This window comes from Methylobacterium sp. GC_Met_3 (genome assembly GCF_026540775.1).
In the GTDB taxonomy this organism is placed as follows: domain Bacteria; phylum Pseudomonadota; class Alphaproteobacteria; order Rhizobiales; family Beijerinckiaceae; genus Methylobacterium.
Genome location: NZ_JALNUL010000014.1, coordinates 38009 through 63005 on the forward strand (window position 1 = coordinate 38009; position 24997 = coordinate 63005).

Annotated in this window: 18 protein-coding genes; 7 read left to right on the plus strand and 11 right to left on the minus strand. The window is 69.7% G+C overall.

Annotated features, from left to right (window positions below; all coding sequences use genetic code 11):
• Window positions 1–19: 19 nt before the first annotated feature.
• From OXS27_RS17515 to OXS27_RS17565, 11 genes are all read right to left on the minus strand, one after another.
• Complete coding sequence (locus tag OXS27_RS17515) at window positions 20–1609, minus strand: EAL domain-containing protein (RefSeq protein ID WP_243920700.1); 1590 nt, start codon at window positions 1607–1609, stop codon at window positions 20–22.
• 204 nt (window positions 1610–1813) lie between these two features.
• Complete coding sequence (locus OXS27_RS17520; RefSeq protein ID WP_267357879.1) at window positions 1814–2776, minus strand: NAD(P)/FAD-dependent oxidoreductase; 963 nt, start codon at window positions 2774–2776, stop codon at window positions 1814–1816.
• A gap of 71 nt (window positions 2777–2847) precedes the next feature.
• Window positions 2848–4062, minus strand: coding sequence for an O-antigen ligase family protein (locus OXS27_RS17525; RefSeq protein WP_267357881.1), 1215 nt, complete (start codon window positions 4060–4062; stop codon window positions 2848–2850).
• A 94-nt stretch (window positions 4063–4156) separates the two neighbouring features.
• On the minus strand, window positions 4157–5677 hold the full coding sequence (locus OXS27_RS17530) for a lipopolysaccharide biosynthesis protein (protein ID WP_267357883.1): 1521 nt from the start codon (window positions 5675–5677) through the stop codon (window positions 4157–4159).
• Entirely contained in the window at window positions 5674–6897 is a 1224-nt protein-coding gene (locus OXS27_RS17535) for a glycosyltransferase family 4 protein (RefSeq protein ID WP_346733016.1), read from the minus strand. Before OXS27_RS17535 ends, OXS27_RS17530 begins: the two co-directional genes overlap by 4 nt.
• A gap of 110 nt (window positions 6898–7007) precedes the next feature.
• Window positions 7008–8390 (minus strand): glycosyltransferase family 4 protein, encoded by a 1383-nt coding sequence (locus OXS27_RS17540; RefSeq protein ID WP_267357887.1) that lies wholly within the window; start codon window positions 8388–8390, stop codon window positions 7008–7010.
• Window positions 8371–9507: a glycosyltransferase family 1 protein gene (locus tag OXS27_RS17545; RefSeq protein WP_267357889.1), complete on the minus strand. Its 1137-nt coding sequence runs from the start codon at window positions 9505–9507 to the stop codon at window positions 8371–8373. The genes OXS27_RS17540 and OXS27_RS17545 overlap by 20 nt, the downstream gene beginning before the upstream one ends.
• Window positions 9508–9547: 40 nt before the next feature.
• On the minus strand, window positions 9548–10753 hold the full coding sequence (locus OXS27_RS17550) for a glycosyltransferase (RefSeq protein ID WP_267357891.1): 1206 nt from the start codon (window positions 10751–10753) through the stop codon (window positions 9548–9550).
• Entirely contained in the window at window positions 10753–12951 is a 2199-nt protein-coding gene (locus OXS27_RS17555) for a polysaccharide biosynthesis tyrosine autokinase (RefSeq protein WP_267357893.1), read from the minus strand. Before OXS27_RS17555 ends, OXS27_RS17550 begins: the two co-directional genes overlap by 1 nt.
• Before the next feature lie 5 nt (window positions 12952–12956).
• On the minus strand, window positions 12957–14126 hold the full coding sequence (locus OXS27_RS17560; protein ID WP_267357895.1) for a glycosyltransferase: 1170 nt from the start codon (window positions 14124–14126) through the stop codon (window positions 12957–12959).
• 417 nt (window positions 14127–14543) lie between these two features.
• Complete coding sequence (locus tag OXS27_RS17565; protein ID WP_267357897.1) at window positions 14544–15632, minus strand: acyltransferase; 1089 nt, start codon at window positions 15630–15632, stop codon at window positions 14544–14546.
• Window positions 15633–16007: 375 nt separating this feature from the next.
• Between OXS27_RS17565 and OXS27_RS17570 the strand changes: the two genes are divergently transcribed.
• The 7 genes from OXS27_RS17570 to OXS27_RS17600 are packed head-to-tail and all read left to right on the plus strand — an operon-like array spanning window position 16008 to window position 24855.
• Window positions 16008–16262, plus strand: a complete 255-nt coding sequence (locus OXS27_RS17570; protein ID WP_243920722.1) for an acyl carrier protein — start codon at window positions 16008–16010, stop codon at window positions 16260–16262.
• A complete protein-coding gene (locus OXS27_RS17575; protein WP_267357899.1) occupies window positions 16259–17422 on the plus strand; it encodes an acyl-CoA dehydrogenase family protein in 1164 nt (387 codons plus the stop codon). Before OXS27_RS17570 ends, OXS27_RS17575 begins: the two co-directional genes overlap by 4 nt.
• Window positions 17422–18378 carry an amino acid--[acyl-carrier-protein] ligase gene (locus OXS27_RS17580; RefSeq protein ID WP_267357901.1) on the plus strand — a complete coding sequence of 319 codons (957 nt, stop codon included), beginning with the start codon at window positions 17422–17424 and terminating at the stop codon, window positions 18376–18378. The genes OXS27_RS17575 and OXS27_RS17580 overlap by 1 nt, the downstream gene beginning before the upstream one ends.
• Before the next feature lie 3 nt (window positions 18379–18381).
• Entirely contained in the window at window positions 18382–19353 is a 972-nt protein-coding gene (locus OXS27_RS17585; protein ID WP_267357903.1) for a DUF1839 family protein, read from the plus strand.
• 9 nt (window positions 19354–19362) lie between these two features.
• A complete protein-coding gene (locus tag OXS27_RS17590; protein ID WP_267357905.1) occupies window positions 19363–21798 on the plus strand; it encodes a glycoside hydrolase family 2 protein in 2436 nt (811 codons plus the stop codon).
• Window positions 21788–23575 carry an alpha/beta fold hydrolase gene (locus tag OXS27_RS17595; protein ID WP_267357907.1) on the plus strand — a complete coding sequence of 596 codons (1788 nt, stop codon included), beginning with the start codon at window positions 21788–21790 and terminating at the stop codon, window positions 23573–23575. Before OXS27_RS17590 ends, OXS27_RS17595 begins: the two co-directional genes overlap by 11 nt.
• Window positions 23572–24855, plus strand: a complete 1284-nt coding sequence (locus OXS27_RS17600) for a hypothetical protein (protein ID WP_267357909.1) — start codon at window positions 23572–23574, stop codon at window positions 24853–24855. The genes OXS27_RS17595 and OXS27_RS17600 overlap by 4 nt, the downstream gene beginning before the upstream one ends.
• Window positions 24856–24997 lie beyond the last annotated feature (142 nt).

Genomic DNA, 24997 nt, shown 5'->3' on the forward strand with positions numbered 1-24997 from the left:
AAGTCGCCCGGCCCCGCGCTCAGGACGCCCGCGCCAGTTCCTCGACTTCGGGCGGCACGTAGGACGCCTCGTTGGCCGGGCACAGGATGTCGTCCATCTCGGATTTGGGCATCGCGCGACCGAACAGGTAGCCCTGGCCGAAATGGCAGCCCTGGTCGGAGAGCCAGTCCAGGCTCGCATCGGTCTCGATGCCCTCCGCCGTCGTGGTGAGGCCGAGGCTGGTCCCGAGCTTGATGATGGCGTCGACGAGCTTGGCGCGCTCGTCGCTCATCGTGATGGCGTCGACGTAGCTCCGGTCGATCTTCAGCTTGTCGAACTTCAGTTCGCGCAGGTGGTAGAGGCTCGAATAGCCGGTGCCGAAATCGTCCAGCGCGATGCGCACGCCGAGCTGCCGCAGCGACAGGAGTGTCGCGCGCGTCGCCTCCAGATCCTGAATCAGGGCGCTCTCCGTGATCTCGACTTCAAGCCGCTGCGGCGGGAAGCCGGTCTCGGTCAGGATCGCCAGGATGCGCTGGGCCAGCCACGCGTCCTGGAACTGGTGAGGCGCGATGTTGACCGCCAGGACAAGGTGGGACGGCCAAGCTCGGGCGTCGAGGCAGGCGCGGCGGATCAGGTTGTAGCTGAGATCGGCGATCATCCCGGTCTCCTCGGCGACCGAGATGAATTCCGAGGGCGCGATCAGGCCGCGGACCGGATGGCGCCAGCGGGCCAGCACCTCGACGCCGACGATGTCCTTACCGGGCAGCGAGACGACGGGCTGGTAGAAGGGCTCGATCGCCCCCGTCTCGATCGCGACGCGCAGCTCCGCCTCGGTCCGGGCGCGGGCGCGCAGTTCCTCGTCCATGGTGCTGCGGAAGAAGCGGTAATTGCCGCGTCCGTCCTTCTTGCCCTGATACATGGCGAGATCGGCTGCATGCAGCACCGCGTCGGAATCCGCGTGCTCCGGGGCCACGATGGCGACCCCGACCGTGGCGCCGACCTTGAGGTCGTTCTGATTCCACGAGACCGGCTCGGAGATGGCGGTGATCACCGCTTGGGCGAGGCGCGTCAGGCCTTCGCTGCCGTGCTCGACGGGGACCAGCATCGCGAACTCGTCGCCGCCGAGCCGGGCCGCCACGCCGCCGGCCGGAAGGAGCTGATTCAGACGCTCGGCCACGGCGCACAGGACGGCGTTGCCGGCGGCATGGCTATAGAGGTCGTTGACCGGCTTGAACCGGTCGAGATCGATCAGCAGGACGGCCGCGGACGGCTCGGCGCTGACCGTGGCATGCGCCCGTGCGACCGCGTCGATGAACCGGCGCCGGTTGGCCAGACCCGTAAGCCCGTCATGCCGGGCGATCGCCTCGGCCTGCGCGGCCGACGCGTCGCGCTCCAGCATCAAACGGCGCAGCAGGATCGACTTGCGAACGGCCGCGCCACACATGGCCACGCCCATGCAGGCAGCCAGCATCAGGAGATCGTTGAGCTGATAGTCGGAGATGAGGCTGCTGAGGGAGTCGAAGGTCCCGAGGTTGACGCCGACGAACCAGATACCCGCGCCGATGATCAGCAGGCACAGTGTCTCGTACAGCTCGCCCCGGCCCCACGCGTTCGACGTTTCGCTCGGCATGTTTTGCGCCCAATCTCCGACGCAATACAAGGGCACTAAAAGTGCTAAAAGGCTGTGAATCCAGTCCTCACTAAGTCGTGCCTGCCAATTAACGAAGGTCGGCATTGCCATTGATCACCGCGTCAACGGATCTCAAAGGAGGCTCTGGGGATCGCGCGATGGCCTGCCATTTCCATCGCGCTCGACCCGACAGTCCGGTGCCGATCAGGCCGATCGGCCGGCGACCTCCTCCGTCGGCAGCGCGCAGCGATTGTGGATATCGGTGGCGGCCACGGCTCCATGCGCCATGGCAACCACAATCTGATCGAGGCCGCGCACCACCCCGCCCGCCGCATAGAGGCCCGGCACGCTCGTGCAGTTGTGGGGATCCACCACGAGGGCCCCGGTCCTGTCATGCTCGGCGCCGAGATCGACCGCGAGCTTGGAGCGCAGCCGAAGCCCCAGGGCCGAATACACCACCGCGAACCGGTGCTGCGCGCCGTCGGCCGTGCAGAGCACGGTGATGCGGCCGTCCTCCACGTCGAGCCGCATCACCGGCTCCTCGACGATCGCGATGCCGTGGCGCTCAGCCCGCGCCCGGTCGGGTGCGTCGAGCGGATGGCCGAGGGTGAGCAGCGTCACGTCCGGCGTGTAGGTACGGGCCAGAAACTCCGCCTCGCCGAGGCCCCTGGCGCCGTGTCCGATCACCGCGATGCGCTGGTTCCGTGCCTCGTAGCCGTCGCAGATCGGGCAGTAGCGCACCAGCCCGCGCCGGATCGCATCCGGCAGGTCGGGGAAGTCCGGCTCCACATCCTCAGCCCCGGTGGCAAGAAGGATGTGCCGGGCCCCGATCGAGCAGGGGTAATTCCCACCCGGAGGATGGATCTCGGCGCGGAAGCCACCTTCAACCCGGACGAGTTGCGTGACGTCGCCGGCCACCATCCGCCCACCGTAGCGGGCGACATGGGCGCGCTGTCGCTGCAGGATATCGGAGCCCGAGATGCCGTCGGCGAACAGCGGCACGTTGTGGCTCATCGAGATCCAGCCGGCGCGGGACCGCCCCGCATCGACCAGAAGCGCCGACCGACCGTAGCGCGCGAGGTAGAGGGCGCCGGTCAAGCCGCCCGGGCCCCCACCGACGACAAGGCAATCGAGGGGCTGAACTTGCGGAGAACCAGATAGCAGCATGGCTCATCCGATCCTCTGGACGCTTCACGAGCGGGGAACCCGGCCCGGCCCGGCCCAGATCCGCGCCGGCCCTAAGGGTTTGCTGGCTCCGGCGAGCGGGCAAGCGAGGCCAGGATGAACGCCATGAAGAACAGGAAGTATTGATTGACCGAGAGTTCCTCGAACATCATCGACGGGATGAGGAACAGGGCGCTGTAGAACAGGAACGGTCCGAACCGCCCCGGCGCCGATAGGATCCGCACCAGTCCGGCGATCAGCAGCAGGGCGACGGCGACACCGTTCTGGAGGGCCAGCGAGACGAATCCGTTATGCGGCGTCACGAGGCCGGTCAGGGCCTTCAGCTCCTCCCGGCGGGCGATCTCGCCGACGCCGAACGGATAGGCGACGACGAGGCGTAGGGCCGTGATGCCGGAGAGGAACCGCTCGTCGAAATTCTCCGACACGTTGTGATCGTCGGCAAACCGCTTCTCGATCGCCTGCGCCAACGCGTTGGGCAGCGGGATCTCCCCCGTCAGCGACCATCCGACCAAGAGGATCGCCAACGCGCCGAGCACGCCCAGGACCATTGAGGCCTTGAGGTTGCGCCGCATCAGCAGGGCGAAGACGATGAGCGGCATGAACAGGCCGGCCCGGTTGTTGGTCAGCGGGAAGCTCGCCATCAGGGCGACGAAGTACAGGACGTAGATCGCCTTGAGCCGGTAGCGCAGGCTCAGGATCAGCGCCGCGACGCCGCCCAGCGCGAAGACGTGGCCGGTCTCGTTGCCTGAGGCCCAGAGGCCGCCCTGCTTGTCCTCGACGAACAGCTTCAATTCCTCGTCGAGGCCGTCGGTCGGCACGGCGAGGCCGAAGCGTTCCAGCGGCACCCCCGAGGATGCCAGCAGCAGGATCGCCAGGGACGCCAGCAGGCCCGCGAGCAGGCCGGCGCAGAAGGCGTCCTCGACGCGATGATCCCGAAACAGGACCAGCAGGATGAAGGCCTGCACGACGTAGAGCAGCAGGATGAGCGTCAGATAGACGTCGCCCGCCTGCTTGTGCGCCTTGAGGAGCATCGAGACGCCGACCAGGGCGAGGACCGCGCCGAGGGGCGCGATGCTGCGCAGGGCCTCCGTGATGACGGGCCGGCGCAGCCCCAGCCAGGGGATGAGCAGGAACGGCAACAGGTCGGACAGCCGCTGGAACGGCAGTCCGAAGCTCGACGTCAGCACGTTGAACTGCAGTGCCGCCCCGAGCAGGAAGACGGCGGCGCGCTGCGACCCGGCGGTGACCGCCGGGATCGTCGCTGCCATCGGTGCCGCCTGTCCCGCCATGGTGCCGATCCGTTCAGAGCGCGCCGATCCCCGGCCGCCACATTCGCGCACAAAGGTTGGCGGAGGGTGGAGATCAGGTGGTCCGGCGCAGGAAGAAGCCGAGGGCGGAGCTCACCGTGTCGCGCATGAAGACCTGGGCGAGGCCGGCATAGGCCAGGATGCCGATACCGACCGCGGCGAACAGGCCGAGCCGGTCGCCCAGTGCGGCGTGGATCGGATCCTGGATCAGCAGCACGAGGGCTGCCATCGCGGCGGAGCAGGCGGTGACCGGCAGGAGTGCCCGGACAAGCTGCCGATTGCTGACCGGCACGATCCGGCCCACCGCCGACACGATCGCCGGCGTGAACAGATAGGCGCGCGCCACGTGCCCGGCGACGAGGGCAACGAGGCCGAGCGGCGCTGTCACCACGGCGGCCACTGCACCGAGGCCGAACTGCGCGCCGGCCAGTCTGAGCGCCGTGCCGTTGCGCCCGAGCGCCGTGAAGATCATCCACAGCATCGAGGTCGCGACGAATTCGGGTGCCAGGAGTGCCAGGATCCGCAGCACCGGGGCCGCGTCGTGCCACTGGTCGCCGAACAGGAACGGGATCAGCGTCGGCGCGACCGCTGCCATGCCGAGGAAGGCCGGCACCGCCACGAAGCACGATGCCACCGTGAAGGTCTGGAAGGCGGCCGCCAGTTCGTCCGGCCGGTCCTGCAGCCGGGCATAGGTGGTCAGGCCGACGGTCGTGAGCGGGATCACCGCCACTTGGCTCACGAGGTCGATGCAGCGCCACGCGAGGCGCAGATAGCCGATATCAGCGGCCGACAGGAAATAGGCCGCGATAACCTCCTGGCTGCGGATCGAGAGGACGAGCAGCAGGTAGGTGCAGAACACCCGCGAGCCGAACGCGATCTGGCTCCGGGCCGCGGCGAGGTCGACGTGGCGCGACGGAACCCAGCGCGACGCCGCCCAGGTCAGCAGCGTCGTGGCGGTGGTTGCAACGAGGCGTTGCACCACAAGGCTCCAGACGCCGTAGCCGGCATACGCCATCGCCAGGGCGACCGCCCCGCCGGCGAGGTTGGCGCCGAGCGCCCGCAGGGCGAGCTTGCGGAAGCCGAAGCTGCGCTGCAGGCGTGCCTCGTGGATCGCCCCCGCGGCGGTGATCACGAAGCAGATCGAGAGCGCGGACAGGACCGGGCGCAGCTCCGGCATATCGAAGATCCAGGCGATCGGGCCGGCGGAGGCCGCCAGCGCGATCGCGCAGAGGAACCCGGTGCCGAGCATCACCCAGAACGCGGTGGCGGCGAAGGTCTCGTCGAGATCGGCCCGCTGGACGACCGCGTCCGGCAGGCCGCAGCGCGCCACGATCTGCAGGATGTCGATGAACACGACTGCGATCGCCACCATCCCGAACTCGGCCGGGGCGATCAGCCGCGCGAGTACGAGGAACACGCCGAAGCTCAGCACGACGTTGCCCACGGAGGCGAGCGCCACCCAGCGTGCCGCCGCGAAGGACCGTCCGGTCACCTCCGCGCCCGTCGGGCCCGGCATGAAATCGGAGGCATCGGCCGCTGCGGCGGCCTCGGTGAGCGTCGGCGTGCCGGCGGTCACGAGCGGGTCGCCCGACGCTCGGCCACGAGCTCGGCGTAGAGGTCGATGTACTTCTCGGCGACGCGCTCCGAGGTGGATTCCTGGATCACGTGCTGGAAGCTGCGCTCGTCCGGAAGGTCACCCCGGCCGCGGGCGATCACGGCCGACAGGCGCGCGGCGAGGTCGGCATCGTCGCCGGGCGTGAACAGCCAATCGGCATTGTCCTCGCCGATCAGCTCGGGAATCCCGCCCGAGGCCGCGCCGATCACCGGCACGCCCATCGTGTAGGCCTCGTAGATCGTCCGCGGCGACGGCTCCGCCCAGAACGAGGGCACGACGAGCACGTCGATCTCGCTCAGGAAGTCGGCGGGCTTGGTCCAGCCGACGAACTCCACCGGCAGGCCCTCGGCCTGTGCCTTGAAGCGCTCGATCGAGTCGTCCATCGCGTGCCCGGCCACAAGGCAGCGCCAGTTGCCGGGGCCGATCCGCTTGAAGGCGTCGATCAGCGTGCCGACGCCCTTCTCGGTGTTGATCCGGCCGAGATACCCGAAGGTCATCGGCTTGCCGGTCCGGTCGATCGTGCGGCGCGCCTCCGGATCACCCTCCGGGACGGTGCAGGAGTAGAAAATGACCCGGCGGCGTTCCGGCGCCAGATGCGTGAACAGGCCGTGATTGACGTGGGTCTTCAGGATCTCGGTCCCGACGCTGACGACCGCGTCCACCGAGCGGTTGGTGATCTGCTTGCCGGCATTGACCACTTTGCAGCCGAGGTGCCAGCGATCGCAGGGCTTGCCGTTCTTGAACATGGCGGCGTTGCCGCAGATCAGATCGTACTCGCAGACCGTGTGGACGATCGGGATCCCGCGCTTGGCCGCCTCGCGCCAGACCAGGGTCGAGACGTCGAGCAGCGAGTGCGTGTTGACGATATCGGGGCGGAAATCGTCGAGGACCCGGCCGAACTCGGCCGCGATGGCAAAATTCCACTGCTGCTTGAGCTTGGCCCAGGCACGGCCGAACCGGCTCGCCTTGGGCCAATCCTCGAGCCAGAAATCGTTGTGGTGCGCCATGCGGTAGACGGTGACGCCGCCACGAACGCTTTTCGGCTCCGGCTCCCGGGCGATGCAGGCCGCCGCCACCGTGTGGCCGGCCGCGACCAGCTCCTCGGCGAGGTGCTCCACCGAGCGCTCGGCGCCGCCCACGATGTAGGGCGGGTAGAGGGCGCTGAGGTGCAGGATCCGCAGCGGGCCGGTCGCGGCGTCCAGGGAAGCGGCGTCCGGCGCCCGTTCCCGGGCGGTCGGGGCCGGGGCCTCGGGCAGCGCCCGGGCATAGGCTTGGGAGAGGGTCGGGGTGATCATGGGCGGCACTCGCTGAGCTGCGGCCGCTCCGCGCGTGCGGGGCTACCGGATTCGTGTTTCCCCTCCCCCTTGTGGGGAGGGGTCAGGGGTGGGGGTGGTTCAGAAGGCAACGCTGCGCTCGATCCAGCACCACCCCCACCTCCCGCTCCCCCCTGCAGGGGGGAGGAGAGTACGTCGCGGGTCGGGGAGGAAAGCGTTTCCCGGGTCGCCGCGTACAGGTCGACGTAGGCGGATGCCACCGCGGCGGGGTCGGTCCCGGCGCGGATCGTATCGGCCCGGGCCAGGCCCTCCGCGAGGCGGCGCGGTTCGGCGACGATCCGCGCCATGGCGGCTGCGAGCGCGGCGTCATCCCCGGGCGGGACCAGCCAGGGACCGGGTCCGATCTGCTCGCCGATGCCGCCGATGGCGGTGCCGATCACCGGGACGCCGCGTCCGTAGGCTTCCGCCACGGTGCGGCCGAACGGCTCGGGCCAGATCGGCGGGACCACGAGGCAGTCGATGCCGTCGAGGAAGGCGTCGCGCTCGGCGAAGCCCGCGAACGAGACGGGCAGCCCCTCGGTCATCGCGCGGTAGCGATCGAGCCCATCCGCCGCGCGGCCGGCGACCGTCAGGCTCCAGCCCTGCGGCGGCAGCCTCCGGCAGGCCGCGAGCAACACGTCGACGCCCTTGGAGGCCTCGATCCGGCCGAGATAGCCGAACCGCACCGGCTCGCCCGGGGGCCGCGTCCGCCGCACCGCGGGGGGGCTCGACGGGATCGGATTCCAGATCACCCGGCGCAGGTCGTCCGGCACCGCACCGAAGAAGCCGGCCGCGAGATGCCGCGCCAGGAGGTCGGTTCCGACGGCCGCCACGGCCGATATCGCGCGCTGGCAGCGTCGATGCGGCTCCGCGTAGAGCCGGCATTTCAGGTGCTGGCCGGCGCAGGCCTTTCCGTGGCGCGCCATTGCGCCGTTGGTGCAGAGGCTGGTGAAGTCGTGCAGCGTGTGCACCACCGGAACGCCGAGCTTGGCCAGCATCGGCCAAAGCGTCGGCGGCAGCTCGGAGATCGAGTGCGTGTTCACGACGTCCGGTTCGAACGCGCGGACCGCCGCGGCCATCCGGGCCAGGGTCGTCGGGTTCCACTGGGTTGCCAGCTTGTAGCGCAGGCGGTCGAGGCGCGCGTGATCCGGCCAGTCGAGGATGTGGAACGGCGTGCCGTACCCGGTCCGGTAGACCGTGACGCCGTCCTGAACGACCGGCGCTTCTTCCTGCCGGGCCGTGCAGGCGACCGCGACGGCGTGGCCGAGGTCCGCCTGTGTCCGGGCCAGGGTCTCCACCATCAGCTCGGCGCCGCCGACCTGCTCGGGCGGGTAGAGCGAGCTAAGGTGCAGGATGCGCATGGGGCACCTCCTGCGTGGCTCTGTCGCGCGCGGTGTCGCGGAGCGCGTCCAGCATCAGGGCCTCGTAGCGACGGGCCGTCTCGGCCCAATCGTAACGGCGCGCGTTGTCGTGCCCGCGGGCGATCAGCGCGCCGCGCAGGCCCGGCTCGTCGAGGAGGCGGCGCAGGCAGGCGGCGAGCGCGTCGGCGTCGTCGGGGTCGAAGGTCAGCGCGCCCGCGCCCGCGATCTCCGGCGTCGCAGACCGGTCCGAGCAGACGACCGGGCAGCCCAGCGCCTGCGCTTCGAGGACCGGCAGACAGAACCCCTCCGAGAAGGACGGCACGCACAGGCACAGAGCGTTCCGATAGAGCGATGCCAGCCGCCCCTCGCCGATCCGCGAGAGCCGGGTCAGCTGGACCGGGGCGCCGTCGAGCGCCGTGGCGATCGCCTCGTCCGGATCCTCGCCGACGTGGACGATGCCGATCTCCGGACGGCCGAGGGCAGCTGCCGCGCGTGCGAGCGTGGAAAAGTTCTTGTTGTACATGGCGTTGCCGACCGCCAGCACGTACGGCCCCGCCGGCAGTTCGGGGGACGGATCCGCCGCGTCGGGGTCGATCATCGCGGCCGAATGGACGGTCTGGGTCCGGTCCCGGACGAACGGGTAGAAGCGGCAGAGGTCGGTCTTTGTAGAATCCGAGACCGTGATCACCCGGGCACTGTTGGCCAGGACGAAGCGGAAGATCGGATCGGTGGTCAGGGCTTCCCGCGAACGGCTCCGGCCCGGCATCGTCCGGAAGTAGAGATCGTGGACGACGCTGACCCGGGCGCGACCGCCGAACGCCGCGCCGTAGGGATCGGCATTCAGCACGAGGTCGATGTTCAAGGCGCGGCACAGCTTCGGCACGGCCAGGGCCTGCCGCATGACGTCGAACAGCATGACGCGGGGCCGCGGCACGGTCACGACCTCGATCCGGTCGCGGATTTCGTTTGGGAGCTGGTCCCGGGTCCAGGGCGAGCGCAGCACGACCGCGAAGGCGCCCCGGTCGAGCAACCCGGCGATTACCCGGAAGGCCACGAGGGCGACGCCCGAGGGACGTCCGCCGAACTGGGTCGGCATGTTCACGAGGACGCGCGGCATGGCGGTTCCGGCAACTCCGTTCGTGGATGAGGTTGGCCCGTCAGGCGCGAGCGGTGACTTCGAGGATGAGGTTGGACAGGGCCTGCTGCATGCCGGCCGCGCCGTAGCGGGTGAGCGCGCGGTCCCGGGCAAGGCGGGTGCGCGGGGCGAAAGCGTCCGGATCGGTGAAGAGCTCGGCCAGCGCCGACGCGAGACGGTCGGGCCGGCGCGGCGGCACGAGGGTGCCGGCCGCGCCCCCGTCGAGGATCTCCGCCGAGGCACCCGCGTCGGTGGCGATCACCGGCACGCCGGCCAGCATCGCCTCCACGAGCGTCCGGCCGAACGGCTCGGGATCGACCGACGGGTGCACCACCGCGTCGACCGCCTGCATCAGCCGGGGGACGTCGGCGCGCTGGCCGAGGAACAGCGCCCGGTCGCCCACGCCAAGCTTCCCCGCCTGCGCGCGCAATCCGGCCGCGTATTCATCCTCGCCGAACAGGGCCGTGCCGACCACGATGCAGCGCAGGTCCGGAAGGCGCGCCAGCGCCTCGATCACCACGTCCTGCCCCTTCCAGGGCGCCAGACGGCTGAACACCCCGATCAGGGGGCCAGTCGGCAGGCCGAGTTCCGCCCGCAGGGTTGCCGGAGATCGGGCATCGAGCTCGAGATCGAGCCCGTTCGGCACGACGGTCACGCGGGACGCGCGTCCGCCGGCTGCGATGAACGCCTCCGCGGCGGCGCGCGAGGGCACGACGACGCGGGCGGCGCACAGGTTGGCGAGCCGCGCCTGCACGATCCGCTGGGTTCGGCCGAAATGGGTGCCGTCGAGGATGTCGTGCAGGTGCCAGATGATCGGCCGCCCGACGAGACGCGCCGGGATCGCCGAGAGCAGGAACGCCTTCTGCGAGTTGGCGTAGACGACGTCGCAGGCGCGGGCCGTGCGGGCAAGCTCCAGGGCGAGGCCGGCGAGACGCCCGAGCTTCGGCAACGCCCGCAGGACCGAGGCGTCCCGGCGCAGGCCCGACAGGCCTGTCCCCCGCCGGGCGAGGCGGATCTCGATCCCCGCGCCGCGCAGGGCCTCGGCCAGCGCGCCATCCTCGAACAGGAACGCCGTGGAGCCGGCCCAGGGGCGCACGGCATCGCGCAGGACGAGTTCGGCCCCGGACATCGTTCCCGTGTGGGACACGAACAGGACCCGGGGCCGGGCCTGCTGCCCGGCCTCTGCGCCCTGGACGGCCAGTCCGTCGATCGACAGTGCACCGGCCATCACGCGGCCTCGGCGGTGCGCGGCTGGGGCAGACGCAACACGTCATAGGTCGGCTGACGGCCCGACTTGACCATGGTCATCGCGATCCCGAGCACGTTGCCGCCGGCCTGCCGGAGATTCGTGACGGTCTCGACGATGTCCGAGATCTGCGAGCGGCCGTAGCGGGCGCAGCACAGCACGCCGTCCACGTGGCGGGCGAGCATCGAGGCGTCCATCAGCAGGCTGGTCGGCGGGCTATCGAGCAGCACGAGGTCGTAGCGGCGCGTCCAGCGCAGGAAGTCGACCATACGCTCGCTCATCAGCAGGTCGGTCGAGTCCGAGGTTGGCATCCCCGCCGGGATCACGTCGTACCGGCCCGTCGCGACCACGGCCTCGGCGGCCGTGACCTCGCCCCGCAGCACCCCGACGAGACCTGGCCCACGCCCGAGCCCGAGCGAGGCATCGAAGTTCGGCCGGCGCAGGTCGCACTCGATCACGAGCACCCGCCGTCCGCTCGCGGCACCGATTGCGGCGAGCGCGAAGGCCGTGAAGGATTTTCCTTCGCGCGGCTTTGCCGAGGTGACCAGGACGAGTCGGGATGCGCTGCCGCCCGCCAGGACGAGATGCGCGTGCAGATTGCGCAGCACCGTCTGCATCACCGGATTGGAGCGGGCCCGCTCCAGCGCTTCGGGCAGAGCGAGTTCCCGGCGCCGGTCGGACAGGCGGCCGACGAGACCGGGGGCGTCGAGGGTCGGCAGCTGGGCGAAGACCGGGGCACCGGTGCCCGCCATGAGCTGCCCGGGATTGCGGACCCGCTGGTCGGTGTAGTCGCGCAGGAGGGCCGCCGCCGCTGCGAGCACGCCCGCGAGCACGAGGCCGCCGGCGAGGAACGGCACGGGCTTCGGCGAGAACGGCTCCTGCGGCAGCTCGGCGAGGCTCACGAGCCGGGTGCTGCCGGTCAGGATGCGGCGCTCGGTCTCCAGCTCACCGGCGCGCTTCACGAGGTCGGCGTACCGGTTGCGCTGGATCTCCGCGTTGCGCACCATTCCTTCGATCGAGGCCTCGTCGTCCATGGCCGCGGCGGCCTCGGTCTTGGCGGTCTCGAGCTGGGCGCGCAGCGACTGCGCCAGGGCGTTCGAGGCCTCGTAGGACTTGCGCAGCCCCTGGGCGACATTCTTGATCTCCTGGTCGATCCGCTCACGCAGGTTCGCGCGTTCGGTCGTCAGGGCCCGGATGGCCGGGTGGTTGGCGCCCAGCAGCGTGCTCTGGTTGGCGAGCTGCGCGGAGACGCCGCTCAGCTGCTGCTTCAGGGACACGATGGTCGGGCTCGACAGCACCGCCGGGGCGGTCTCCGCGCCGCGTAAATTCCGGTTCTCGATCTCGCCCAGGCGCGCGGCGGCATCGGCCTTGGCGGCCTCGGCGGTCGAGAGCTGCTGGCTGATGCTGGTCAGGCGCTCGGCGCTGATCGGCGCGTTGGTGCCCTTCAGGAGACCCTTCCGGCGGCGGAACGTCTGGATCCGCGTCTCATCCGCGCGGATCGAGGCGTCGAGCTGGCTGATCTCGGTGTGCAGCCAGTCGGAGGCCGCCTTGCGGCTGGAAGCCTGGGCTTCGCGCTGGTCGTCGAGGAAGGCGTCGATCAGCCCATTGGTCATCGCCTGCGCCACCTCGGGCAGCGGCGAGCGATAGCCGATCGTGATGATCCGGGAGCGGCCGGAACTGATCACGGTGTAGCGCTTCTGCAGATACTCGACCAAGGCGTTGCGGTCGGCGGTGAGCTTCGTGCAGGCCGCCTCCTTCTTCTCGGAGATCGGCCCCGGCTTTCCGCCGTTGGCGGCATGGCGGCATTCGGCCAGGACGGAGGCGGTGAGGCCCCCGTCGATGGCGAGCCGCAGTAGCCGCGGCGAGCGGATCACCAGGATCTGGCTCTCGATATCGGCCGGATCGCCGATCTTCTGGATCCAGGCCATGGAGGCGTTGTGGGCGCCGGGCTCCGCCTCGGCGACGATCACCGAGCCGGTCGCCACGTATTGCGGCGCGATCATCTTCAGCGCGGTCACGGCGAGGCCGAGGATCACGACGAAGACGGTCGCGAAGAGGTAGCGGCGGCGCCAGATCCGAAGGAGCGGCGCGGCGAGCGGGCCACCCCGCGTCTGCTCCTGCGCGGCGGCGCGCATCGGGGGGCGTTCATTCAGATCGACGGTGACGAGCGACATGGACATCGGCGTCAGCTCACAGCTTCCAGGCGCGGAAGGATGCGCATCGGCGGCTCGCAGGCCGCCCGGTGGAGGGCCATCTGCTCATCCACGAAGCGGGAGAACCGCACCCGGAACAGCTCGGCCGAGAACTGATCGGCCTGCGCCCGGCAGGCCTCGCGGGTGAAGTTGTTTTCCTGCTGGATGAATCCGCGCACGCAGTTCGCGATCGCGTCCGGGTCCGACCTGTCGAAGAACATCCCGGAGCGCTGGGGACCGCGCGCCTGCACCGTCTCGCGCGCGCCGCCGCGCCCGAGGGCCAGCACCGGCGTGCCCTCCGAGGAGGCTTCCAGCACGATGATCCCGAAATCCTCTTCGGCCGCGAAGATGAAGGCGCGGGCGGTGGCCATGAGCCGGCGCAGGCCCTGGTCGGACACGAAGCCCGTGAAGGAGACGTTGGGGCCGGCGATCGCCTGCAGCCGCGCGGCGTCCGGGCCGCTGCCGGCCACCACGAGGTGGAGGTCCGGAAGATCCGCAAAGGCGCGGATCACCGCCTCCACGTTCTTGTAGGGAACGAGGCGGCTCGCCACGAGGAAGTGGTTGCCGCGCGGCCCGTCGAAGCGGTCGCTCGACAGGGTGATCGGCGGATGAATCACCTCGGCCTGGCGGCCGTAGACCTTCTGGATGCGCCGGGCCACGAAGGCCGAATTGGCCACGATCGCGTTGGGCCCGGCGGCCGTGCGGACGTCCCACAGGCGCATCCGGTGCAGGACCATGCGGGCGAGCGCGCCCTTGAGGCCGGTGTCGCAGCCGCTCTCGCGCAGATAGGTGTGCTGCAGATCCCAGGCGTAGCGCATGGGCGAGTGGATGTACGAGACATGGAGCTGATCGGGCCCGGTCAGGACGCCCTTCGCCACGGCGTAGCTCGATGAGATGATCAGATCGTAGTCCGACAGATCGAACTGCTCGATCGCGATCGGCATCAGCGGCAGGTAGGCCCGGTGCCGTGTGCGTGCGAGCGGCAGGCGCTGCAGGAAGCTCGTCTGCGCGTGATCGTAGCCGATCCGTGCCCGGTCCGCCGCCGGCAGGAAGTCGAACAGCGTGAAGACGTCGGCGTCCGGGTAGATCCTGAGCAGTTGCTCGAGAACGCGCTCTGCCCCGCCGACGACGTAGAGCCAGTCGTGAACGATTGCGACCCGCATTCGAGATTCCTTGTCGACGCACCGTGACGCGCACCGGACGACAGTTCGCCTGCCGACGTCACGTGAGCCCGTGAGCTGCCTCACGTATGAAACCTTAGATGAGGCGCCGGCTTTAAAGAAGGAATGAATACGGCTTGCGCTAGGTCGATTATTGCTTATCTCGACATAACGGATCGACAACAAACTTAATTTTAATGCTCTGGTATGGTTAAATTATTGTTAAAAACTTATCTCCACTCGGCATCTGCAGGTTGTGATCCGGCTCGTGGCAAAGCGAAGTCCCGATGAGACATTACCCGCGCTGAAAGCCGCCGGGTGCGGTCGATACGCCGTGTCGTCTGTGCTTCCGGGTTCAGCCGCACCGCTGATGCGTCCCGGAGGATGTGCGGCGGGCGGCGCGACGGGGCGGCGGTGCTGTCAGCGCGTCAGAGCGCTCTGCAGAGGCGCCGGCACCGGTCGCCGGTCGAAGCGACGCCGGAGGGCGGTGTTCATCGGGGCCTCGACGTGGCGGAACAGGACCGACCCGAGGGCGGCCGAGGCCGCGAAGGCGAGCACGAAAATCAGTCCGGCGCGCAAGAATCCGCCGACGGCAAGGAGCGCGACGACTTTCGAGGCCGTGTGGAGCATCAGGTTATGGATGAGATAGAATGAGTAACTGGCGTTACCCTGCGAGAGCAGCCAGCGTGAGCGCAGGGTGATGCCGCCCTGCTCCAGCAGCAGCATCGCGCCGACGACGAGGCTGGCAGCCGATCCCCAAATCAGGGGCCGGAGGAACCCCGTCATCTCCGGCGACACCCCGAGATTGTAGGCCACGGCCTGCCCTCCGAGTACGAGCAGCCCAGCCGCCCCGAAGGCAGCGCCTGCCACGCGCCGGACCGGGAAGCCCGGGGGCAGGCTGCCGAGGCGCAGATACGCGTAGCCGAGGCCGATGCCGGCGGCGAATTCGAGCACGATCGGCTTCGTGTAATAGGCCCAGTACAGGCCGGGCACCGGCAGGAGCCCAAGGAGCGTCAGGCTCAGGAACAGCCCGACGGCCGCCAGGGCGCGCCATCCGCGGGTCGGGACCAGCAGCAGCCCGGCGAACACCATGTAAAAGAACATCTCGTAGTTGAGCGTCCAGCCGACGGAGTTCAACGGCTCGATGTAGCCACCCCGGGAGAACGGCAAGAAGAGCATCGACTGGATCAGGTATTCCGGCTGCAAGTCCATGATGCCGATCGGTCTGAGGCCAACCAGCGCCATCAGGGCGAGAGCCAGGGTGACTAGCCAGTAGACCGGGACGACCCGCGCAATCCGCCGCGTCAGGAACGTGCCGACGCTCGCCTCACCCTCGCTGGTGCTCACGAACATGATGAAACCGGACAGGACGAAAAACACGTCGACGCCGGCGGCACCGAACGCCAGCAGGTCCGGCCTCGGCAGGACTGGGCCGGCGTACAGGCCGAAATGGGTCATGAAGACGAGGTAGGCCGCGAGGGCGCGCAGGATCTGTAAATTGTAGAGCATGGCTCGCTGGCTGCTCGCGGAACATCGTCTGCCCGTGCGGGCGCAACGACGAGCCACCATGCCGGATCCGGAGCCGCCGAGTCACGGAGTGTTCGGATTCTTGCTGAACAAGCCGCCTTCGCAAGCCGGAATACGTACCCCAAATCAGTCTTTTCCACATGTCCATGCTGAGACACTGGTGGATTCGGCTTGGAAATTGGTTGGAAAGGCTGGTGCGGTCAGTATGACTTGAGCGGTTCCACCGGGAACCTCTTCTTAAGGCCACGCTTCTGCCAACCACACGGCCGGTGGAAATTTACTATTAATCAGTAGAATATTTGACGCCTCATGGGGCGGATCAATAGTATGTCCTTCACTTCATTAAGGAGTTCCGCCTTGACCATCGCTCAAGATATTCGCGAAATCCTGGGCTCGAACGAAGCCTTCGCCGGGAAGGTCGATCAGCTCTCGGACGACGACAGCCTGTTCGACATGGGCCTCGACTCGTTCGGTTCGGTTCAGCTGATGCTGGCGCTTGAGGAGCGCTTCAACGTCGAGTTTCCTGACGAGCTGCTGAACCGCAAATCCTTCTCGTCGATCCGCGCGATCAGCGAAGCCGTCTCCACCCTGGTCAAGCAGGAAGCCGCATGAGCACGCTCGCCACGCGTGCAGAGCGGGCGGCGGCGGTGGCGGCTCGCCACGCCGATGACGTCGACCGCGAGGGCCGCTTTCCCGCCGAGGCGGTCGCCGCCCTGAAGGCCGAGCGCCTTCTGGGCCTCCAGATTCCGGGGCAGTTCGGCGGTGAAGGCGCCGGGCTTGTGCAGATCGCGGAGGTCTGCAGCACGCTCGGCCATGCCTGTAGCGCGGCCGCGATGGTCTTCGCGATGCACCACATCAAGGTGTCGAGCCTCGTGACCCACGCGCTCGACAGCGCGTGGCATTGCCGGTTGATGGAGCGGATCGCCCGCGAGCAATTGCTGGTCGCCTCCTCGACCACCGAGGCGGGTATCGGCGGAGACCTGCGCAACTCCCTGTGCGCGGTCGAGACCACCGGCGAGACCTTCTCGCTCGGCAAGGACGCCTCGGTGATCTCCTACGGGGCGCAGGCCGACCTGATCCTCGCCACCGCCCGGCGCCACCCGGAGGCCCTGACCTCCGACCAGATTCTGGTCGCGCTGATGGCCGATCAGATCACGCTCGCCCGCACCAGCCAGTGGGACACGCTGGGCATGCGCGGCACCTGCAGCGATGGCTTCCGCCTGGAAGCTCGCGACGTGCCGGTCGAGCAGATCCTGCCCAAACCCTTCGCCGAGATCGCCGCCGTTTCGATGCTGGCCGCGTCGCACTTGCTCTGGAGCAGCGTCTGGTACGGTATCACCACCTACGCGGTCGATCGTGCCCGGGTGTTCGTTCAGGCCGAGGCGCGCCGCTCTCCCGGCAAGGTGCCGCCCACGGCCCTGCGGCTCGCCGAGGTGGTCAATGCGCACCAGACCATGCGCGGCACCGTCGTAGCGGCCCTGCGCCGGTTCGAGGATGCGCACGGCGACGCCGATACGATCGGGTCGCTGGGCTTCAGCGTGATGCTCAACAACCTGAAAGTCACCGTCTCCGACATGGCGGTCGACATCGTGCGCCGGGCCCTCTCGATCGTCGGGCTCTCTGGCTACAAGAACGACACGCCTTACAGCCTCGGCCGACCGCTGCGCGACGTCCTCTCGGCGCCGCTGATGATCGGCAACGACCGCATCCTCGCCAACACCGCCAAGCTTCTGCTCGTGCAGAAGGGCAGCGGCCAGCTCATGAGCGCGTGATGGACTCGATCTCTTCTCCCCAGGGCGACCTCATCCTCGACGACGAGCCGGAGGGCGGCCCGACCTTCCTCGACCGCCTGTTCGATCACGGCCTGCTGATCCGCACCGGCGTCGACGGCCTCTACGGCCGCAGCGGCGCCTTCGAGAGCGTCGTCGAGGCGCTCGACCGGCTGATCTCGCGCCTCGGCGCTGCGGACGGCGCCGAGGTGATGCGCTTCCCGCCCGGCATGAGCCGGCCGGCCTTCGAGCGGAGCGGCTATCTCAAGGGCTTCCCGAACCTCGCCGGCACGATTCACAGCTTCTGCGGTGACGGCGCGGGCCATGCCGAGATCCTGGCCTGTGTCGAGGAGGGCCGCGACTGGACCAGCCAGCAGGAGGCCACCGACGTCGTCCTGACGCCCGCCGCCTGCTACCCGCTCTACCCGGTGGCCGCTGCCCGCGGGGCGCTGCCCGCCGAGGGGCGCCTGTTCGACCTGCAATCCTACTGCTTCCGGCGCGAGCCCTCGCTGGAACCGACCCGGATGCAGCTGTTCCGGATGCGCGAATACGTGCGCATGGGCAGCCCCGAGCAGGTGCTGGCCTTCCGCGAATCCTGGCTGGAGCGCGGCACCGCCATGATGCGGGACCTCGGTCTGCCGCTGGAGATCGACGTCGCCAACGATCCGTTCTTCGGGCGCGCCGGCCGGATGCTCGCCAACAATCAACGGTCGCAGGGGCTCAAGTTCGAGTTGAACGTGCCGGTCAACAGCGTCGAGAAGCCGACCGCCTGCCTGAGCTTCAACTACCACCAGGACCATTTCGGCAGCACCTGGGAACTGCAGCAGGCGGATGGCAGCGTCGCCCACACGGCCTGCGTCGGCTTCGGCCTAGAGCGGATCACCCTGGCGCTGCTGCGGCACCACGGGCTCGACCTCGCCGCATGGCCCGAGGCCGTGCGCACGTCGCTCTGGGGCTGAGCCGTGACCGCCGCTTTGCGCCTGCCGTCGGGGCTCGGAATCGCGGCCCTTTATTGCCCGCACCCGCTTCACGACGGGGAGCGGGATTGGCCGGAGACGAATTGCTACGTCGATCTCTGGATCGAGCTGCTGCATGGCCGCGGCCTCGTCCCGGAGGCGATGTTGGGCTTCACGCTCCGGCAGGATTTCGAGGGCGACCAGTTCACCTTCTTCAAGCCGCCGCCCGCGGATATCGAGCGGCTCTACGGCCTGGAAGTGCTGGAACTCGCGGTCTATGCGGGCCTCGAAGCGCACGCGCTGATGCAGATGGCGGCGGCCCGGCCGGTGCTGGTCGAGGTCGACGCGATCTACCTGCCCGACACGCACGGCACCACCTACGGGCGCGACCACGGCAAGACGACGATCGGCATCCTGGCGCTCGACCCGGCGGCCGGGGAACTCGACTACCTGCACAATGCCGGCCGCTTCCGCCTCTCGGGCGCGGATTACGCCGGCATCTTCGGCCCCGCTACGCTGCCGCCCTACGCGGAGTTTGTGAAGACGGTCGCCCCGCCCCTGCCGACATCCGAACTTCCGGATGTCGCGCGTGAGCTGCTTGCCAAGCACCGGGCACGAGCCCCGCAGCGGAACCCGGTTCTTGCGTTTCGCGACGCGCTGGCTGCCACGGCCGAGGGGCTGGTGGTTCAGCCGCTCGGCGTGTTCCACGCCTACGCGTTCAACACGACCCGTCAGCTCGGCGCCAATTTCGAGATGCTGGCGAGCCACCTCACCTGGCTCGACGCCAACGGCTCCGGTGGCTTCGCGCCCGCCGCCGAGGCCGCCACCGAGCTGAGCCGGGAGGCGAAGGCGTTCCAGTTCCAGCTTGCCCGCGCCTTCCACCGCCGCAAGGCGGATGGGTTGGCCCAGCGCCTCGACAAGGCGGCGGCGACTTACGCGCGGGTCTTTGCGTCCCTGGACGACGCGCTCGGCCGCTAGGGGCAGGCGATGGCCCTCATCCGCAACGTCGATGGTCGGGCGCCCGAGGCGCTGCCCGGCTCCTGGCGACTCGCCGTGACCCCGCCCGGCGCCTGCGCCGGGCCCGGTGATCTCGATGGCGTGACCGACTGGATCCCGGCCTCGGTTCCGGGGACCGCAGCCGCTGCCCTGCGCGCGGCCGGGCGCTGGTCTGAGACGGCGCCGACGCCGATCCATGACCAGGACGTCTGGTACCGCACGGAAGTCTTCGGCCCTGGCCGGTACCGCCTGCGGTTCGAGGGCTTGGCGACGCTCGCCGAGATCTGGCTCGACGGCGTGCCGGTCCTCACCACCCGCTCGATGTACGAGCCTTACGCGGTCGAGGTCGATCTCGCCGCCCGATCCGACCTCGCGCTCTGTTTCCGGTCGCTACGCGCGGAACTCGACCGTCCGGCCAAGCGCGGGCGCTGGCGGCCGCGGATGATCACGCCGGGATCGCTGCGCCATGTGCGCACCAGCGCGCTCGGCTTCATGCCGGGTTGGGCCCCGGAGATCGACCATGTCGGGCCCTATCGGCCGATCACCATCGAGGCGCTGCGCCCCGGCGCCGTTTCGGCCGATCTCCGGGCTACCCTCGACGGCGAGACTGGCTGCCTGACGGTGCTGCTGACCATCGACGGGCGGGCCGAGGCGGTCACGCTCCGGTGCGACGGGCGTGAGACGACGCTGACCGAGAGGGAGACCGGCCTGTTCGCCGGCGAGCTTGTGCTGCCGGGGATCGCGCCCTGGTGGCCGCACACGCACGGCACGCCGAACCTTCACGCAGTCTCCGCCCGCATCGATGGAAAGACCGTCGATCTCGGCCGGGTGGGCTTCCGGTCGCTGGCGCTGACACGGCCCTTCGCGGAGGGGCTTTCGCTCGCGGTCAACGGGCCGCCGGTCTTCTGCCGGGGTGCCCTCTGGATGCCGCCGGATCTCATCGGGCTCGGCCCGGACGGCACCCGGACGCTGCTTACGCTGGCCCGCGAGGCTGGCATGAACATGCTGCGCGTGCCGGGCACGACGCTCTATCCGGCGACCGATTTCTTCGACCTCTGCGACGAACTCGGGATCCTGGTCTGGCAGGACCTGATGCTCGCCAATTTCGATTATTCGCATGACGATCCGGGCTTCTCCGCCGCGCTGCACCGGGAGGTCACCGCGTTCCTCGACAGGACCCAGACGGCACCGTCGCTCTGCGTGCTGTGCGGTGGCAGCGAGGTCTGGCAGCAGGCCGCCATGCTGGGCGCGCCGCGCGCGATCTGGGCCGACGCCTTCTGCGAGACGACACTCCCCGCGCTCGCTGCAGCCCAGCGCCCCGACATCGTGGTCGTACCGAACTCGCCCTCCGGTGGGGCCCTCCCCTTCGCGCCGCGCGGCGGCTGCACCCATTATTTCGGTGTCGGCGCCTATTGCCGGCCGCTCGACGATGCCCGCCGGTCCGAGGTCGGCTTCGCTAGCGAATGCCTCGCCTTCTCCAACCCGCCGGAGCCCGGCACGCCGGGGCCTGCGGGTCCGTCGGATCCGGGCTGGGCCGCCGGTATTCCCCGAGATCGGGGTGCGGACTGGGACTTCGAGACCGTGCGCGACCATTATGTCGGCCACTTGTTCGGCGTCGATCCCGCCGCCCTGCGCACCGACAATCCGGAGCGCTACCTCGATCTCGGCCGGGTGGCCGTGGCCGAGGTGATGGAGGCGACCTTCGCCGAGTGGCGTCGCCCGCATTCGCCGACTACCGGCGGTCTCGTCCTGATGCTGCGCGACCTCCAGCCTGGTGCCGGCTGGGGCGTGATCGACTGGACGCGGCGTCCCAAATCCGCGTGGTACGCCCTGAAGCGCGCCTTCCGCCCCGTGCAGATCGTCATCACCGACGAAGGGCTGGACGGCCTGCACCTCCACGTCCTCAACGAGACCGCGCAGCCCCGCAGCCTGACGGTGACGCTGACGTTTGCCGATCGTAACGGCCGCGTTGCGGCCCGCGCCGAGCGGGTTGTGACTGCCGGCGCCCGCGAGACGCTGACGCTCAGTTCGGCCGAGTTGCTGGGCCGCTTCTTCGACGCCACCGACAGCTATCGGTTCGGCCCCCGGGTCCACGATGTCGCCCATGCGCGCCTGACCGATGCGGACGGGTGCACCATCGCCGAAGCGTTTCACTTTCCGGGGCCACGCCCGATCACGCAGGACGCCATCGGCCTCACCGCCGAGCCGGTGATGACGGAGGCGGGACCGGCCCTGCGGGTCGCCACCGAGCGGCTCGCCTTCGGCGTGCAAGTCCGCGCCCCCGGCGCACGACCGACCGACAGCGGTTTCCATCTGGCGCCCGGGACGTCGCGGATCATCGCCTTTCCGGATTGTGCCCAGCTTCCCCGCGGAACCGTGCGGGCCATCAACGGCACCGAGAGCGTGGAGTTCGGCCATGACGTCTAGAGCCCAGCCCTTGTCGGTCCCCGCCCCGGTTCGATACGATCCGGCGCCGGTGACCTTCGAAGGTCTGTTCGGCTGGTTCCATCCGGCGGCCGGTCGGCGCGGCGTGGTCCTCTGCGGCGCGTATGGATTCGAGCAGATGGCAGCCCATCGCCCCTGGCGGGTGCTGGCCGAGCAACTGGCCGAGGCGTGCTGCCCGACCCTGCGTTTCGACTATCCGGGCGAGGGCGATTCCGCGGATCCCGACGCGACCGGTGTGGACGCCTGCGTGGCCGCCATCCGCCACGCCGTCCGGTACCTGCGCGAGACGGCCGGTGTCACCGAAATCGTGCTTGTCGGCCTCCGCCTGGGCGCAACCTTCGCGGCGCTCGCCGCTGAGGCTGAGCCCGCGGACCGCCTCGTCCTCCTGGCGCCGGTCACGACGGGTCGCGCCTACCTGCGCGAGATGCGGCTCCGGGCGCAGACGATCGGCCGGCTGCCCGATGGATCGGTACCACCCGCGAAGCCGGACAACCTGACCGTCGGCGGCTTCCGCATGGAGGCGCCGTTTCAGGCCGCGCTTTCCGGGCTGAACCTCACCCGGATCGCGTCGCCGCCCGCGCCCCACGTTCTGATTCTCGGTACCGATCCGGGGGCGCTGGCTGCGCGCTTCGGCGCCATCGGCTTCGCCGTGGAGACGGGACCCTTCGCGGGCCTTGCGCATCTCGTGGGCGATCCAATCTTCGCGAAGGTTCCGGAGGCGGATTTCGCCCGCATCACCGCATTCGCAACCGAGGGGGCTGCGTCGGCGGCGGTAGGCGCGACAGCCCCGCCTTCGGCATGTCTCGCCGGCCCGGGCTGGACCGAGGAGCCGGTTCGGTTCGCGCAGGGCCTGTTCGGCATCGCCTGCGCGCCGGACCGGCCGGACCCCGGTGCGCCGACTATCCTGTTCGTGTCCACCGGCATGACCGTGCGGTCCGGCTGGGGACGACAGACCACCCGGCTCGCCCGAAGGCTCGCCGGCGAGGGCATCGCCTCGTTCCGGTTCGACGTCGCCGGCATCGGCGACAGTGTCGAACGGCCGGACGGAAACCGACCCCTCTTTGCGCCGGATGGATTCGCGGATGTCCTGCGGGCGGTCGATCAGGTTGCCGGACGTGGCCCGATCGTGCTCGCCGGCGGGTGCAGCGGCGCCCTTTCGGCCTTCCACGCGCTGTACCGGGATCCGCGGATCGACGGGGCGCTCCTGATCAATCCCTACTGCTTCGACTGGGATCCGGAGCAGAGCATCGACAGCGTCATTCGCCAGACCTACGGCAGCGCCTCGACCTACGCGACGCTCCTGAAGCAGGGCGATACCTGGCGCCGGCTGATCCGCGGTCAGATCCGGGTCCGGGCGATCGGCGGCGTCCTGGCCCGCCGCGGTGTCGACGCGGCGCTGCGGCGGATCCGCCGGGCGTTCGGTCCGCGGGTCCCCGGCGGATCGGTCGCGCGCCGCCTTGCCGCGATCCGGCGCCGCGGTGCCGAGATCCGCCTGCTCTACAGCGCGGGCGATCCTGGCTTGGCCGCCTTGCACCGTCACATCGGCCGCAACCCCGACCGGGTCGCGCGGCGCCTCGGGGCGCCGGTGTCGATCGTGCCTGAGGCGGACCACAACCTCGGCTCCGCGGAGGCCCAGGCCGCCCTCGAACAGGTTCTGCGCGACCTCCTGCGCGCGGCCCGGCGCAGTCCCGCGACGACGGCGAACCGGCCGGCGCCGACCGTTTCCGGATGGCTCCAGACCGTGACCGGCCGCGCATGAGCGCCCTCACCCGCCGGTCCGCCCTGGCGCTCGCCGCGGTTGCCCTCGTGGCCAACCGTGCAGAGGCCGCCGCGCCGCCGCATCGTTGCGAAGATCTGATCGATTCGATCGGCGTGAACGTCCATCTCGGCCATGGTGGCACACCTTACGTCCAGCGCTTCGAGGCCTGCGCTGCCGCCCTCGACACCCTCGGCGTTCGGCACCTGCGCGACGATATCGTCCTCACCGGCGGCGAGCCAGCCGGTCAGTTCGCGCGCATCGCCGCCCTCGCCGGCCGCGGCTACCGCTTCAGCCTCGTCTTCTACGACGGTCTGACGCCAGGGCCCCGCGTGCCCCCGGAAAAATTCGCCGCCATCGCCCGCTGGGCCGGCGGCGGACTCATCATCGCGGAGGGCGGCAACGAGCCGCCGATCGCCGGGCAGCGCGACCTTCCGCGTCTGTCGGCCGACCATCAGGCGGCGTTGTTCCGGGCGGTCCGGGCGGACGCGCGCGACCCCGCCGTCCAGGTCGCCGGACCGAGCTACATCCAGAGCAACGTCGCAGCGGCCCAGAACCTCGCCACGCTGGTCGATCTCGGCAACATCCACGCCTATCCGGGCGCCGAGCACCCGGAGACCGGCGGCGGCGGCAGCCTCGCCCGCTTCGTTGCGGCGGCCCGGCCGGTGTTCGGATCGGCGCCGGTGATCGCCACCGAGAACGGCTATCACACGGCGCTCGCAACCAGCAGCGCCCACCTACCGGTATCCGAGGGCATGCGGGCGCGCTATCTCCCCCGCCTGCTCCTGTGGAGCTACCTGCAGGGCGTGCGGCGGACCTATCTGTACGAACTGATCGCCAGCTTCGACCACGGCGATGGCGATCCCGAGAGTCGCTTCGGCCTCCTGGCCTATGACGGCCAGCCGACGCCTGCCTTTACGGCCGTGCGCAACCTTATCCGATTGTTCAGCGGCGGCGGCACTGCGGGCGCGCGCTTTCTGGGCGACCTCGCAATCACCCAAGCCGGCACGACGTCAGATCTGGTCTCGGCGCGATTCGTCCGGCGGGACGGGGCCCTGCTCGTGCCACTCTGGCAAGGCATCGACGGCTGGGACCGGCGCAGCCTCGCCGCCCGCCCCGATGCGCCGCCGAGAGCGGTGGATCTCCTCCTCGCGCAGCAACCTCGGAGCGTGCGCCTGCACCGCTTCGCGGATGACGGATCGGTCGGCGTGAGCATGCTCTCCGCCGAGCGGCGCATGACGGTCCAGGTGACCGACCGGCTCGGCGTGCTGGAAATCACGTAGGCTCTCCCTACGGACAGATTTATCCGCACCGCCGTCCTACATGACACGGATCGGGAAGCGGGATCACTGACGGTGTCCGGGGCGGAAGGCGCAGGCCGCCGACGGATGCGAGCCCGGATACTTGCTGCCCCCGCGGTCCCGC